At 61.6% G+C, this 15,701-nt stretch carries 9 protein-coding genes; 7 read left to right on the forward strand and 2 right to left on the reverse strand.

The window, feature by feature from the left end; translation table 11 throughout:
• The 7 genes from PZA18_RS22510 to PZA18_RS22540 all read left to right on the forward strand — a co-directional run.
• A partial coding sequence (locus PZA18_RS22510; protein WP_284103146.1) for an acyl carrier protein occupies positions 1 to 1,046 on the forward strand: 1,046 nt, incomplete at its 5' end.
• Complete coding sequence (locus PZA18_RS22515) at positions 1,043 to 5,989, forward strand: SDR family NAD(P)-dependent oxidoreductase (protein WP_284103147.1); 4,947 nt, start codon at positions 1,043 to 1,045, stop codon at positions 5,987 to 5,989. The genes PZA18_RS22510 and PZA18_RS22515, both read left to right, overlap by 4 nt.
• A 13-nt stretch (positions 5,990 to 6,002) precedes the next feature.
• Positions 6,003 to 7,121 (forward strand): cupin domain-containing protein, encoded by a 1,119-nt coding sequence (locus PZA18_RS22520; RefSeq protein ID WP_284103148.1) that lies wholly within the window; start codon positions 6,003 to 6,005, stop codon positions 7,119 to 7,121.
• A complete protein-coding gene (locus tag PZA18_RS22525) occupies positions 7,114 to 7,908 on the forward strand; it encodes a thioesterase II family protein (protein ID WP_284103149.1) in 795 nt (264 codons plus the stop codon). The genes PZA18_RS22520 and PZA18_RS22525 overlap by 8 nt, the downstream gene beginning before the upstream one ends.
• Positions 7,909 to 7,934: 26 nt before the next feature.
• A complete protein-coding gene (locus PZA18_RS22530; protein WP_284103150.1) occupies positions 7,935 to 8,672 on the forward strand; it encodes a GNAT family N-acetyltransferase in 738 nt (245 codons plus the stop codon).
• Between the two features lie 78 nt (positions 8,673 to 8,750).
• Positions 8,751 to 9,602: a 3-hydroxyacyl-CoA dehydrogenase family protein gene (locus tag PZA18_RS22535; RefSeq protein ID WP_284103151.1), complete on the forward strand. Its 852-nt coding sequence runs from the start codon at positions 8,751 to 8,753 to the stop codon at positions 9,600 to 9,602.
• Between the two features lie 106 nt (positions 9,603 to 9,708).
• Positions 9,709 to 12,027 (forward strand): DOMON domain-containing protein, encoded by a 2,319-nt coding sequence (locus tag PZA18_RS22540; protein WP_284103152.1) that lies wholly within the window; start codon positions 9,709 to 9,711, stop codon positions 12,025 to 12,027.
• A 154-nt stretch (positions 12,028 to 12,181) separates the two neighbouring features.
• Here PZA18_RS22540 and alaS read toward each other — a convergent pair whose 3' ends face one another.
• Both alaS and recX read right to left on the reverse strand, forming a co-directional pair.
• Positions 12,182 to 14,809: an alanine--tRNA ligase gene (gene alaS, locus PZA18_RS22545; protein WP_284103153.1), complete on the reverse strand. Its 2,628-nt coding sequence runs from the start codon at positions 14,807 to 14,809 to the stop codon at positions 12,182 to 12,184.
• A 274-nt stretch (positions 14,810 to 15,083) separates the two neighbouring features.
• Positions 15,084 to 15,533 carry a recombination regulator RecX gene (gene recX, locus PZA18_RS22550; protein WP_284103154.1) on the reverse strand — a complete coding sequence of 150 codons (450 nt, stop codon included), beginning with the start codon at positions 15,531 to 15,533 and terminating at the stop codon, positions 15,084 to 15,086.
• Positions 15,534 to 15,701 lie beyond the last annotated feature (168 nt).

The following is a 15,701-nucleotide window of genomic DNA, read 5'->3' on the forward strand; positions in this document are numbered from 1 at the left end:
CCGCCCCGGTGGCCGACGAGGCCGGGCTGGAACCGGGGCTGCGGCTGCTGATTGGCTGCTGGCGCAGCTGTCTGGGCTATCAGGGCGCGCTGACGCCGGAATCGGACTTCTTCCTGGTTTCAGGTTCCTCGCTGAGCGCAGTGCGGCTGGCCGGGCAGATCGAAACCCAGTTCGGCATTGGCTTCGGCCCGGTCGATGTCTTCCGCAACCCGACCATCGCCAGCCAGTGGGCGCTGATTAGGGCGCGGCAGGGCACCGCCGGCAGTGGCGAACGGGTACAGGAACGGTTGCTGAGCCCGGATGTGCCGGGCACGCCGAAACTGATCTTGCTGCCACCGGCGCTGGGTGGCTTGCACGAGCTGCAGGACCTGGCTGATCGCTGGGCCGGGCAGGTGACAACAGCGGTGCTGGCGCTGGATGCCGATGCGGTGGTTGATCTGACAGCCTCCGAGCTGGAAGCCGCCTTGTTGCAGACGCTGCAGCAGGCGCTGGTTGCGGCCGGGCAGCGCCCGGTCTGGCTGGGTGGCTATTCGCTGGGAGCAGAGATGCTGGCGGCCTTGCTGCAGCATCACCCCGAGCTTGCACAGTCGGTAGAGCGTCTGATTTTTCTCGATCCGAACCTGCGTACCGAGGTGTTCGAGGGCGAGGCGCTGCTGGCCGAGTTTGTCGAGGGTTTTCGTGCGCTTGGGCTGGAAGCGGCCTATGGCGGTCTGCCGGCAGCCATCAGCGAAGCGAGCCTGCGCGAACAGCAGCCGGCCGTGTACCGCGAGTGGTGCCTCTACCGCTTGCAGCATGGCTGCCTGAACGGACAGACGTTCTTTGACCGGGCGTCAGCGCTGGCCGGGCTCGACTTGCCACTTGCGCTGATTTTCTCGCAAGACACCGACGAAGCCGAGCTGGCTGCGTTGCCAAGGCCAGATCAATGGCTGGTGCAGCGTCTGGCGGGCGACCATTCCGGCTTTATGCAGCAGCTGGAACCCGGCTTCTGGCCCGATTCGCCGGGCGAGACCAAGCAATTAAACAAACCAATGAGTGCAGCAAAATGAGTGCAGTAATTAGAGAAGATCTGGATATCGCCGTGATTGGCCTGTCGGGCCGTTTTCCGGGCGCTGAAGACTGCCAAGCCTTCTGGCGGAATCTGGTGATGGGCATGGATGGCGTGTCCCGCTTTACCGAAGAGACCTTGCTGGCAGCGGGGCACGATGCCAGCAAGATCCGCAACAAGGACTTTGTGCCGGTGAATGGGGTGCTCGACGGTGCCGACTGGTTTGACGCCGAATTCTTCGGCTACAGCCAGGCTGAAGCCGCCGTGATGGACCCGCAGACGCGGCTGATGCTGGAGTGTGTGTGGCATGCGCTGGAGAACGCGGGGGTAGACCCGGATAAGCGGGGCCGCAATATCGGCCTGTTTTTGGGGGCGCGCAGCACCGTGCAGTGGACCATGCAGGCCATGCTGTCCGAGCAGGTCGAGAATGTAGGCGGCTTTCTGGCCTCGCAGCTCGCCAACAAGGATGCGATGAGCACGCTGATTTCGTGGAAGCTCGGCCTGCAAGGCCCAAGCTTCACCATGCAGACCGCGTGTTCGACCAGTCTGGTCAGCATCCATCAGGCCGTGCAGAGCCTGTTGAGTGGCGAGTGTGACTTTGCAGTGGCAGGGGGCGTGAGCCTGCAGCTGCCGCAGCAGAACGGACATACCTACCAGCCCGGCATGCTGTTTTCAAAAGACGGCAAGACCCGTGCGTTTGATGCAGAAGCCACCGGTAGCGTATTCGGCAGTGGTCTGGGTGCCGTGGTGTTGCGACGGGCCGGCGATGCGATTGCCGATGGCGACCCGATCTGGGCGATTCTCAAGGGCTCGGCCATTAATAACGATGGTTCGCGCAAGGTCGGCTACACGGCTCCCAGCGTCAAAGGCCAAGCCGAGGTGATTCGCGCTGCGCTGGAGCTGGCAGAGGTCGAAGCGGCCGATCTCGATTACATCGAGTGTCATGGCACGGCAACCTCGCTGGGTGACAGCATCGAATTCATGGCCTTGCAGGAGGTTTTCCAGGCTGATCGCCACCACGGTACGAATCAGTGCGCGCTGGGTGCCGTGAAGGGCAATATCGGCCATCTGGATTCCGCCGCAGGCGTGGCTGGTTTCATCAAGATGGTTTTGGCGCTCAAGCACGGCGTGATTCCGCCGACCCTGCACTTTCAGCGCCCGAATCCGCAGCTCGAATTTGAACGTTCACCGTTCTACATCAACACCAGTGCCGAGCTTTGGCCTGAACGGACAGGCAAGCCGAGACTCGGTGGCGTCAGCAGCTTTGGCATTGGTGGCACCAATGCGCATGTGATTTTGCAGCAGTATCCGCCAGCAGATGCTGAGGCGGCTACTGCGGACGCAGCGGTGGCTGCGCCGATGTTGTTTCCGGTCTCGGCCAAGACCCCGGCCGCCTTGCGCCGCCAGCTCGAAGTGCTCTCGGCGTGGCTGGTGGCACAGGATGGCCTGGCACTGCCTGCCCTGTCTCACACCCTGGCCAGACGCCACAGCTTTGCCTGTCGCGCCTTGCTGGTGGCGACTGATCGCTTTGGATTGATGCAGGAAATCAAACGTTATCTGGATCTTGATGCAGCGGTTGACGCTGAAAGCTGGCTGCAGCCAGTCCTGACCGGTGATCGCCTGCAAGCCGCCAGCAGCTGGCTGGAGGGCAGGAAGCGGGATCTTGCCGCCACCTTGCTACCCGCGTATGCCGGCATGCCCCTGCTGGATGTGCCGGCCTACGCTTTCGAGCGCGACGTGCATCCGGCTGGTCATATCACCGACCGCGCCTGGGCCCAGATTGCCGGCATCGTGGCGGGTACCAGCACGGGTGGCGTATCGAGAAACGCCGCCGGCTTGCTGACGCCATTCTGGCGATCGTTGCGGGTGCCGACGGCACAGCCTTCAGCCGGAGTGCGTTCGGTATTGCTGGCGGAACCCTCGCTGACGTTGCTGGCAGAGGGCCTGAGTGCGCTGCAGGTGGAAACTCACCGCCTGAATCTGCGGTGTGCCGACCAGCTACGGGCAACGCTGACCAGCCTGCTGGCAGACGCTGTCGCTGGGCAAACTCTGGTGTTGGCACTGGCCTTTCCTGGTGATGGCTTTGCCATGCAGGAGGATTCGCTCGCAAGCCTGTCTGCGGTGGGCAAGGTGTTGGCCGAGGCGGACTTTTCCGGCTTCGCGGCGACGCATTGTTATCTGACCGCCGTGCAGCCCTTGTCGACTGCCGAGTCGGGGGATGCGGCCCGTGCGGTGTTCACGGTGGCGGCGCTCAAGTCGCTGGCGCTGGTTGCTCCGCAGGAGGTGCCCGGCATGCGTTGCGCCTTTCTGGAGGTTCAGGATGACAGCCGCGCCAGTCTGCAGCGCTTGGCGGCCTTGCTGCGCACGCCGCAATCCGGCCCGCTCAAGCTGACGGCGGATGGCTTGTTTGTTGAAGATTTCTGCCATCCCGAGCCTCAGGAAAATCGCGTGATCGAGGCCGAGCACTTTGTCGGCAAGACGTTTGTCATCACCGGAGCGGGGGGGCGGATGGCCAAAGTCATGGCGCTGACGCTGGCCCGACGCTTTCAGGCGAAGTTGGCGCTGGTCACCCGACAGGGTGCCGAGACGCCTGCCATGCAGCAGCTGCAGCAAACCCTGACTGAAGCGGGTGCCACGGCGGTGGCGGTGTTCCCGTTCACCTTGGCTTCGGCGGAGGAAGGGGTGGCCCTGTTCGAGGCGATTCGCCAGCGGTTGGGCGAGGTTTTCGCGGTGATCCATGCAGCAGGGGTGACCGATGGCGATTCGTTTTCGCCACTGGTCGAGCTCAATGCCGAGCGCTATCTGGCCCAGCTTGCGCCAAAAGCCTTGGCGTCGCAGGTGCTGGCCGAGGTGTTCGAGTCGGTTCCGGTCGAGCGGTGTTTTGTCACCTCGTCGATGTCGGCGTTCTTTGGCGGCATCGCCCATGCGCCTTACGCAGCGGCCAATCTGTTTCTGGATGGTTGGGGTGCCTTGCAGAATCGCCGGTCAGCGGCAACGCGCTGGATCGTGGTTAATTGGGAAACCGTACATTTCGAGGCATCGGATACGCGCGATGCCAATGCTTGGGGTGCCAACGAAGTGGCCTTGGCTGGGGCAGCATTCCCGGCGTTGTTCGAGCAAAGCCTGCGTGAGCAAGATGCCGAGGATCAGAAGATTTTTTCGGCGGGCCAGTTTGTCGATCGGCTGTTTGCCTGGGGGGGACGTGTTGCCGCACAGGGCGGTGCGTCGCAGCCAGCGACGCCTGCGGTTCGCCGTAAGCCCCGGCCGGTGAGCCTGACTTCGGCTTATCTGGCACCGGCCACGGCCTTGCAGCAGGAAATCGCCGACATCTGGGGCGCCATTCTGGGGGTGGAGCAGGTCGGGGTGGATGACCGCTTCATGGAGTTGGGTGGCGACAGCCTGAAGACCATCGTGATGGCGGAGAAGATTTACAAGAAGCTCGGCAAACGGGTGGTGATTCAGGAGTTCTTTGCGCAGCCGACCGTGCGCGAGATCGAGCGGCAGTGCTTGCTCGACCAGGGGGGCGGCCGTGCCAGCCTACCCGAGATCGACCTGAATGCCGCCATCAAGGCCAGTGCCGCGCAGGAATGGCTGTATATCCATCAGACCACCTTTCACGATGGCAGCTACAACATGCCGCTGGCCTTCCATTGTCCTGGCAGGTTCAGCGTCCAGACGATTGCCTCGGCGATTGAGGCGATTGCCGACCGGCACCGGGTCTTGAAGTGCCGATTTGAACGGCAGGGTGCGGACTTGCTGATGTTGCCGCAGTCCGACGCCCGAGTCGGCCTGACCGTGCAGCCTGCAAGCGCCGATATGGCTGCTGCGCAGGCCAGTCTGGAGTCGTTTGCAGCCATGCCGTTCGACCTCAAGCAATCGTTGCCGATCCGGGCGATGCTGATTGAAGCAGCTGACGCCAGTTCGTCACATCAGGTGCTGATCGTCATTCATCACATTGTTTGCGATGCCGTGTCGCTGGGCATTCTGGCGCAGGACTTCCAGCAGCTGCTGGCGGGGGCCACGCTGCCACCGGTTGAATACAGCTTTGCGGCCTATCGGCGTCAGCAACAGACGGCTGATCACGTCGAGCAGGTGCGCAAGGGCAAAGCCTACTGGTTGGCCAATCTGCTGCCTTTGCCAGCGGCGCTCAGCCTGCCCGTGGAAGCGGGCGCCGAGACTGTGATCGGCGCTGACAGCCACCGTGGTGTGACGCTGGTCCGGCGCCTTTCTACCCACCACAGTGCGCAGGTACGTGCGCTGTGCGAGGGGCTGGGTGTTTCGCCGTTTACCTTCTTCCTGGGCAGCTTCGGGGTATTGCTAAGCAAGGTAGCCCGTGCTGAGTCGCTTCTGCTGGGGGTACCGGTTACCGGGCGCAATCAGGCCGAAGAACTGGCCGTGGTGGGCTATCTGGTGAATATGCTGGCACTGAAGATCGAACCCGATCCGGACTTCCCGATGGCCGACTACCTGCTCGATCTGCAGGCGCAGTGGCAGGAGAGCCAGCCGTATCAGGCGTATTCGATCAATCAGCTGCAGGAGGATCTGAACGGCGAAGCCTACTGCCAGAACCGGCAGGGCAAGCATCCGCTGTTTGATGTCGTGTTCGGCTATCTGCCGCACAGCCTCAATGGCGCGGCCGAGGCCGGTGCCGACGAAGGGTTTGCGCGGCTTGAGCTGGCAACGGATACCGCCAAGTTCGATCTCGGGGTCGAAGTGGCCGAAACCCGGGATGCCTTTGATTGCACGATCCAGTACCGCCAGCACCTGTTTGGCGAGGCGACCATCAGGGCCTTGTTCGACTACTTCTTTGGTCTGATCGAAGCAGTGCTGGCCGATCCCGAAACCGAGGTGTCCGAGCTGTTGCCTGGCTTGCGTCTGGCCGAGCCGGCCAAGGCGGCGGCCAGCGTCGCCGAGCAGGATGTGGATCTGGAATTTGACTTCTAAGAAGGGGAATAACGTGGGTTTATTGGCAAACGCATGGAATGCCGTCGGTGATATCGGCGTATGGGCGTATGAGGAAGCCACCATCTATCGTCGCCAGCGCCAGTCGATGGGGCGGATTGGTCAGGCTGAAGCGCTGGCACGGCTGCAGGCGGCCGAATATGGCCACGTTGAGCGGGTGACGGATATTTCGGTGGCGGATTTCCGTGACCGCTTTCTGCTCCGGCGCCAGCCGGTCATCGTGGCCGACGGCCTGCGGGACTGGCAGGCACGTGAGTTGTGGAGTTTTGATTACTTCGCCAGGGAATTCGGCGACATGCAGGTGCAACTGCAGGATGCGGGTTTCCGGCCACGGTCGGAAGTCGGGTTGCGCCACTACCTCGAACAGATCGTGCAAAGGCCTGCCGTGCAGCTGGGCGAGATGGATCTGGACCTGGAATATCTGCGTTACACCTACGATTCCTACTTCAAGCACCTGCTGTTCACCTGGGGCTATGGCCACCGGGTGAAAACCGGCTCGTTCAGCTTCCGGGCCTTTCAGCAGATTCGCGAGCATTGGGGGCGCCCGTACTTTCTGCCGGCTGCGGGTTACCGTATCCCCTGGGTGCAGCCAGGCAGCCTGCACCCGAATGAGCGGATGTGCCAGGACTGGGGCCTGTATTTCTCGGCGCCCGGTGCCTGCACCCGGTTGCACGTCGATGGTATGCGCAGCAACGCGGTGCTGTGCCAGATTGCCGGCGTTAAATCCGGCTGGATCTTTTCGCCCTCGCTGGAAGGGGCGGCCCGCTGCGCGGCAGAAGGGGGCGAGGCCGAGGCGCTGCCACCCAGCGGCTCGGACACAGCCGACCGCATCTGGCGTTTCGATCTGCAACCGGGCGAAATCATGCTGATTCCGCGTGGTCTGACCCACGAAGTACACACCCTGTCGCCCAGCATTTCGCTGACCTACAACTTTGTCACCAACGAAGAGTGGCCGGCGTATTTCCGCTACAAGTCTGAACGTGGCGCGGGCTGGATCGCCAAGGCGCCGATTGCGGGTGTGCCAGAGTTCAAGCGGATCTATCAGGCGGCGTCGCAGTCCGCACCCGTCGGGGTGGCAGCCAATGCGGGGATGGGAGTGCCAAGCCTTGTCTGATGCAGTGATTTCCCTGGCCAAAGCCCGGCCCGAAGCGACGGTGCAATGGCTGTTCCTGCACCACGCCGGTGGGTCGAGCTACCCGTATCTGCAGCTGGCCAACCAGTTGTCTGCGGCCAACGAGGCGTACTGTCTGGAGTTGCCGGGCCGAGGTGCGCGCTTCATGGAACCCTTGCAGGCTGGCGCCGCTGCCACGCTGGCCAGCATTCTGGCGGCGGTCCGCCAGCGTGGTCTGGGGCGCGACAAGCCGCTGATGCTGTTCGGCCATAGCCTGGGTGCCGAGCTGGCGTTTCAGCTGGCAGGCCAGCTCCAGCAACAGGCGCCGCAGATGCAGCTTGGCCTGACGCTGTCGGCACGGGTTTTCGTAGACCCCGCCGAGCCGGGCGCGGTGCCGGAGGCGCCTTTGTCGGATCAGGCGATCCTGAATTTGCTGCAGCAGTACGAAGGCACGCCGCCCGAAGTGCTGGCCGATGCGGCGCTGCGGGAGTATGTGATCGGTGTCATGCGTAGTGATCTGGCGCTGCTGGCCGATCTGTGCCGCCTGCCCAAGCCCGCTCTGGCGCTGCCGGTGCGGGTAGTGGGGGGCGATAGTGATTTCCGTGTTCCGGTAGCCCGCCTGGCGCAGTGGCAGCAGGTATTTCGCCAGACCATCACCCCGCAGGTGTTCACCGGCGGGCACTTCTATCTGTTTTCGTGCCCGGAGTTTGTTTCGTGGCTGGAGCAGTGTGGTCGGGCGTTGTTGTGTCAATCCGGTCAGGCTGATGAGGCGGCCGGGCATCCTGTTTAATTTTCTAGCCAAGTCGAGTCAATAAAGTGTCTGCATTCTCAAAAACCATAGAGTCCTTCTGGAAAAAACCTTACCTGAGCGGCGAGATTGTCTGCCAGAACGATCAGCTCATCGTTTCGATCAACCCGGATCTGGATGAAGACCGGCGAGTGATGATGCTCGATACCGGCGCTCAGGTGCTGGTGGTGATGACCCCGGCCGTTGCCGGCCAGCTGGGCCTGTCAGCACAGGAAGCGCTGACGGAAGCCACGCTACGGCAACGCCTGGGCGAGGCCAATATCGCGCTGCATGGTGCTGATTACATCTTTCATTTCACCGAGGCGGACAAAGCCCGGTTGCTGCAGGAAGCCAATCCGGCAAACGTGCGCCAGCTGACGGAGCATGATGAAGCGGCCTTTGCTGAATTCCAGGCGTCTGCTTCAGAGCAGGATCTGGACGATGCCTATGTCGAACTCGATCACTGGGCGGTGTTCGGGGCGTTTGACGACGAACGCTTGATTGCTGCTACCAGCATGTACCCCTGGGACGATGGCCCGCAGGCCGAGCCGATTGCCGATACCGGCGTGCTGACCTTGCCGCCGTTTCGTGGCAAGGGGCATGCCCGTGCCGTTGTGCGTGCCATCAGCCGCCATGCCTGCCAGCTCGGATATGAGCCACAATATCGTTGTCAGACTGACAATCAGGCATCAACCCTGCTGGCAAAGTCCGCCGGGCTGACGTTGTACGGCAAGTGGGAAGTCGTTTCTCCTGATGCCGACGAGTGAGGCCTGCACCTGCTGACAAGAACCACCGATGCGGGATCTCGCGTGGTTCTGACTCAATACAAACAAGAAAGAAGCTTTATGTCACAACTTAAAATCGCCGTCGTTGGCGGCGGCAATATCGGTTCCAGCCTGGCGTTTGATTGCGCTTTGCGCGGTCAGCACGTGGTCGTGATTGAAAAGGATGAGGCGTCTTGCCAGCAAAGCCGCGAGCGCATGCTGGAAACTGCGAGCTACGCCCCCCTGTTCAGCCCCTTGGCCAAAGGGCGTCGGCCTGACGAAATGCTGGCCAATGTGGTGTGGTCTACCGATCTGCAAACGCTCTCCGACCGTGACTTCGTGGTCGAGAACATCCCCGAGAATATCGAACTCAAGCAGGCGCTCTATCTGCGCATGGCCGAGTTCATCGCCCCGCATGCGGTGCTGGCCGCCAATACTTCGTGTATTCCGATCACCAAGCTGGGTTCGTTCCACGGCCGGTCTGAGCAGGTGATCGGTGTGCATTTCATGAACCCGGTTTACATGAAGCACACGGTCGAGGTGATTGTCGGACTCAACACTTCCGAGCAGACCCGTGATCGTTGCCTGGAAATGCTGACCCTCCTCGGCAAGAAGTCCGTGGTGGTGAAGGACGGCCCCGGCTTCGTCTCCAACCGGATCTCGCATCTGTTCATGAATGAGGCAGCGTTTGCGATTCAGGACGGCATTGCCAAGCCGGCTGATGTGGATGCCATCTTCAAGGAGTGCTTTGGCCACAAGATGGGACCGCTGGAAACCGCCGATCTGATTGGCGTAGACACCGTGGTGAACTCGCTCGATGTGCTGTACCAGACCTTTCAGGATTCGAAATACCGGGTCTGTCCGCTGATGCGCAGCATGGTCGATGCCGGACACCTCGGACGCAAGGCGGGCAAGGGTTTTTATACCTACTGAGCCTGACCACTGCCGATCACTGCAGCGCAGGGCCATACGCCCGGCCGCTGTCGTTTGACTCGCCGCTACCGCCTGTTCGGGGTAGCGGCCAACTTTTTCTGGACCAATGAAATCAACCGTATCTTTTCAAAGTGCCGGGTTTCGCCTGCGCCACCTGTGCGCTGCGATGCTGTGTGTTTTGCCGGCTGCTTCCCTGGCGACCTCCTTCAAGGCGCATACCCTGACAGCGGCTGATCCGCCGATGGTGGTGGATGGTCGGCTGGATGAAGCCGTCTGGCAGCAGGCTGCGGTTCACAGTGAGTTCTCGCAGCTGGAGCCGCTGGCAGGCGGGGCGGTGCCGCCGGCACTGCGTACTGAAGCGCGCGTGGTCGTTGATGCACACGCGCTGATCATCGGTATCCGGGCCTGGGATGCCCAGGCGCCGAACGTCGTTTTGTCGCGTCGTGATGCGGTAGAGCGGGATCAGGACATGATCGGCATCTGGCTCGATCCGACTGGGCGGGGCGAGTCGGCGATGTTTGTCAGAGTGAGCCTGGCGGGCGTGGTCAGCGATGGCTTGTATTCCGCTGCCGACGATGAGGATGACCTGGGGCCGGATTACCCGGTGCAGGTTGGCGTAACCCGTCTGGCTGATGGCTACAGCATGGAAGTTCGCTGGCCGCTGGCAGGGCTGCGTTACCCTTTTGATGGCAGCGCGCCCTGGAAAATCATGGTTGGCCGGGCGATTCCCGGTGCAGAGGACTTGTTGCTGGTGAGTGGCCCGGCCGACGAGAATGCATTGAGTGTGCTGAATGCGAGCTTGCCGCTCGAAGGCATGGATGCGGTATTGCGTCAGCATCGCAGCCAGACCGAGGCACAGGCCATGGTCGAGTGGACTGGTCGTACCAAAGATTCGAACGGTCATCAGACCAACCAGGGCAGCCTTGGCGCCGAGGGCTGGTGGCGTCCGCGTGCCGACTGGATATTCAATGCCACTTTGAACCCCGACTATGCACTGGTTGAAATTGATGCGCCGCAAGCCAGCGGCAATCAGGCGCTGGCACAGGCGCAGCCGGAGAAACGACGCTACTTTCTGGAGAGTGCCGATGTATTGGGGCTGACCCTGCCGGCGTTCTACTCGCGCGCGATTGGCGATTTGCGCTGGGGCGTGAGGGGTACCTGGCGCGGTGATCAGGCAGATGCCTCGCTGCTGTTGCTGCAGGATCGCGCCGGTACCGGCGTGCTGCGCGGTCGTCCCTGGGGAACTGAAGACTGGAAGCTGGATGCGCCCAGTCAGGTGCAGCTGCTCCGGGCCCGCTCGCAGCACCCTCAGGCTGATGGTGGTCTGATGAACGGCGTCATGCTGGGACGGCGTGCGCTCGACAGTGCCCGGCGGAACGAGGTGGTGGGCGTCGATGGACTCTGGCGGCAGAGCGAGGGAGGACGTCATGTGCAGGCACAATGGAATGTGATGACCAGCCATAACACCATCGCCCGCGACGAATCGAGCGACACTGGACTGACATCCCGCGAGGCCAGATCGGGCGAGCGGGGCGGCAGGGCCTGGCTTAAAGGGCTCTATAACGATGAGACCTGGCGGAACGAGGCAGAGGCCACATTCATCTCGCCCGGCTTCGTCAATTTGTTGGGCTTTGGTGATCAGGCTGGCCTGTGGCAGACATCGCTCGATCTGAACCGGAAATTTGGTGCTCGCCAGTTGCCGTGGGGGGAGGCCGGGCTATCTTTGCACCAGACTGAGTTGCATCTGGGCTTGAACGAAGTCAGGAGCCTGCGCGATCAGGATCGTGCCGAGCCGGGCAATGAGGTGATTCGACGTGAATTGCGTCTGGGTGGCGAAGTCAGCGCGCCAGGACGAACAACGGTGTGGCTGAACGTGGGCGCAGACCGGCAGCGTGCCCATAGCGGCGGCAAATTGCACGCAACGCCAGCCTTGCATGGCGGGCTGGCTACGTCGCCGTGGCCGTGGCTGGCACGTCTGTCGCTCAAGGGCAGCTGGGGACAACAGCTGGATGCGGACGATGACCGCGTTGGGCGCGGTGGCTGGTGGTCGTTGAGCGCCAAGATGCGTTGGCCTCTGGCTGGCGGTCGTAGCCTGGAGCTGGACCCGGCCTTGACTGGTGTGCGCATTGCTGCGGGTGATGGCGAAGGCGGGCTGAAGGAATCGGGCCTGCGTTTGCTTGCGCTATGGCATTTCAATGCCAACAGCAGCTTGCGGGCCATTTTCCAGCAGGAGCGCAGCGAACGTGAGGCATCGGCTTCGCAAGCGGCCTGGGTCGATCGGAGCAGCCATCGTTCATTGCTATGGCGGCATCGTTTGAATGCAAAGTGGCAAGTCAGCACCGGCTTGCAATGGGATCGTCCGGTTGCAGAACCGCCACGCCGGGAGTGGTTTATCAAGCTGCAGGGGACGATGGAGTCCTGGTAAAAACTTAGGCTCTGTTGACGTTTTGTTTCTGGCCGGGTCGAGTCGGGTGGCGTGGCATGGGCACCCCATCCGCAGCAAGATCCGCAGGAAAAGCTGCAGCAATAAAAAAAGCCGTCGCAGAAGCGACGGCTTTTTTAACAGCAGCGGTGCGGACTTACTTCGATTTGGCGTAAGCCACAACGCTGGCCAGTGCCTGCGGCAGATTTTCTGGCTGGGTGCCGCCGGCCATTGCCATGTCGGGGCGCCCACCCCCTTTGCCGCCGACTTGGCTGGCAACATGGTTGACCAGTTCCCCCGCCTTGAAGCGACCCACCAGACTGGCGCTGACGCCCGCGCAGATGCTGGCTTTGTCAGCGCTGCGGCTCGCCAGAACCACCAGAGCGTTGCCCAGTTGATCCTTCAGCTTGCTAACGGAATCCTTCAGCGTGTCAGCGTCGGCATCGGGTAATTCGGCGGCCAGTACTTTGATCCCATCGACTTCCACTGCGCTGCTGACCAAGGCGTCCACCTGGCTACCAGCCAGCTTGGATTTGAGTTTGGCCAGTTCTTTTTCCAGCGTGCGGGCATCGGCCTGCAATTGCTCGATACGGTGTGCCACCTCACCGGGTTGGGCTTTCAGCAGGCCAAGTGCGGCGCGATATTCGCGTTCTTGCGCTTGTATGTGCTGCAGTGCACCTTCGCCCGTAACTGCCTCTACCCGGCGGATGCCTGAAGCAACGCCGCCTTCGCCTACGATTTTGAAAAAGCCGATATCGCCGGTGCGGTGGACGTGGGTGCCACCACACAGTTCGGTCGAGAATTCGCCCATCTTCAATACGCGGACTTCATCGCCATACTTTTCGCCAAACAGTGCCATAGCGCCAGCGCGAATCGCGTCGTCGTAGCTCATCAGGGTGGCGGAGATGGCGTAGTTCTGAGCGATAACATGGTTGACGATCTGCTCGATGCGCGCCATTTCTTCAGCGGTGACAGCTTGCGGGTGGGCAAAGTCAAAGCGCGTCCGTTCGCTGTTGACCAGTGAGCCCTTCTGCACCACATGCTTGCCCAGCACTTCACGCAAGGCGGCATGCAACAGGTGGGTGGCCGAGTGGTTGCGGGCGGTGGCCTGACGCCTGTGCAAGTCGATAGTGGCAGTTACCGCATCGCCTACATTCAGGCTACCGCGCGCCAGTTTGCCGTGATGGCCAAATACCGCGGCTTTGAGCTTCTGAGTGTCCGTCACGTCGAACAGTGCGTTCAGTCCGCCATTGGCGGCAATCTGGCCGGTGTCACCGACCTGACCGCCACCTTCGGCGTAGAAAGCAGTGTTGTCGAGTACTACCACACCAGCCTCGCCAGCCTTCAGGCTGGAGACGGCTTCGCCCTCTTTGTACAGGGCCAATACCTTGGCATCGACGCTGACTTCGACATAGCCCTCGAAACAGGTGTCGGCACCTTCGTACTCGACATTAGCGAGTTGGGTGTTGCCACGATCTTTACGTCCACGCTCCTGTTCGTCGGCCAACTCTCTTTGGTAGCCCGCTTCATCCAGAGCAATATTCCGTTCACGGCATATGTCCGCTGTCAGGTCTATCGGGAAGCCATAAGTCGAGTGCAAGGTAAACGCGGTCTTGCCATCGAGCTGCTGCTTGCCGCCTTCCAATGCCTTGTCGAGCAGATTCATGCCGGTTTCCAAGGTACGGGCGAACTGCTCTTCCTCGTGTTTGAGGGCGGCGATGATGCGGTCTTGCTTGGCAACCAGCTCGGGGTAGGCGTCGCCCATCACAGCGGCGAGGTCGGGCACCAGCTTGTGGAAGAACATGCCTTTCTGGCCCAGCTTGTAGCCGTGGCGCACCGCGCGGCGGATGATGCGCCGCAAGACATAGCCGCGACCTTCGTTGGAGGGCAATACATCGTCAGCCACCAGGAAAGCGCAGGCGCGAATGTGGTCTGCAATCACCTTCAGTGACGGGGTTTCCTGGTTGTAAGGCACGCCGGTTTCACGGGCAGCCGCCTTCAGCAGCGCAACAAATGTGTCGGTTTCGTAGTTGGTATGAACGTGTTGCAGAACAGCAGACAGGCGCTCCAGACCCATGCCGGTATCAACCGACGGCTTGGGCAACGGATGCATAGTGCCGCTCTCGTCGCGATTGAACTGCATGAACACGTTATTCCAGATTTCGATGTAGCGATCCCCATCTTCATCAGGTGAGCCGGGTGGGCCGCCAGGAATTTCCGGTCCGTGGTCGTAGAAAATCTCGGTACAGGGGCCGCAGGGGCCTGTATCGCCCATGGCCCAGAAGTTATCGGAGGCATATGGTGCCCCCTTGTTGTCACCGATGCGAACGATCTTGTCGGCGGGCACGCCGACTTCCTTGTTCCAGATGTCAAAGGCTTCGTCGTCGCTGGCGTAGACGGTCACCATCAGCTTGTCTTTGGGCAGGCCCAGCCACTGCGGCGAGGTCAGGAATTCCCAGGCGTAGCTGATGGCGTCGCGCTTGAAGTAGTCGCCAAACGAGAAGTTGCCCAGCATTTCAAAGAAAGTATGGTGACGAGCGGTGTAGCCGACGTTTTCGAGGTCGTTGTGCTTGCCCCCGGCACGCAGGCACTTCTGGCTGGTGACGGCGCGAGTGTAGGCGCGCTTTTCGTTGCCCAGAAAAACGTCCTTGAATTGCACCATGCCCGCTACGGTGAACATGATGGTGGGGTCGCTGCCCGGGATCAGGCTGCTGGAGGCAACAACGCTATGGCCTTTTGAGGCAAAGAAGTCTAGGAATTTCTGGCGTATCTCGGCACTTTTCATGGCGAATTCGAATTCTGTGTGCGCCCTGTGCGGGCTGGGTGGGCAATGACAGCCTGATGGCCACCTGCTGGAGTCTGCTGGTATCCGGGTTGCCTGTTGGCAATTCCCGGCCCTGGCGCGCGGTGACTGATCTGCGAACCCGGCAGGTGCTGCCCGGCGCGATAAGCTCCGCTTGTAAACTTATACCAAAACAATCTGGGGATTTTCGCCGGTTTCGCGGGTGGCTGCAATGCAACGGGCTGGAATGGCGCCAAGGGTGTGGCGCCTTTGTTGATCAGTCTGCGGGTTCGAAGTCGTGATCGGGGTCACTGCCAAGTACGGTGCGTATGGTGCTGCTGGCAAAGCCCCGCGCCAGCATGAAGCGATATTGGCGGGCACGGTCTTTGGCATCTATCGGTAATTGACCAAATTTCTTGCGCCAGACGGCACGGGCCGTCTCAAGGTCATCCACCGAATCAGCGAGGGTCGTGTGGATGGTTTCATCATCGACGCCGCGTTGGCGCAGCTCTTCTGCCAGTCGCCGGCTGCCGAACCGGCTGCCGCGTGATCGGATCCATTCCGCCGCAAAGCGGCTGTCAGAGAGCCAGCCATTCTGTTCAAACTCGTCCAGCAGGGTTGCGACATCGTCAGGTGCGGCTGCGCCGAGCTTGGCTTCCAGCTCGGCACGGCTGTGTTCCCGGCGCGCTAGCAGGCGTAACGCTGAGGCACGAAGTGAGTGGTTCATGGGTGGTAAAGCACAACAGAGCCTAGGCTCTGTTGACGTTTTGTTTCCGGTCGCGGGGGGGCGCGGGTTTGGGGGGGGGGGGGGGGGGGGGGGGGGGGTTTTGGGGGGAAAAAAAAAAAAACAAAACACACCACAACCCAAAAAAAAACCACCCCCCCCCCGGGTGGG

Source organism: Parachitinimonas caeni (genome assembly GCF_030129945.1).
Lineage (GTDB): Bacteria > Pseudomonadota > Gammaproteobacteria > Burkholderiales > Chitinimonadaceae > Parachitinimonas > Parachitinimonas caeni.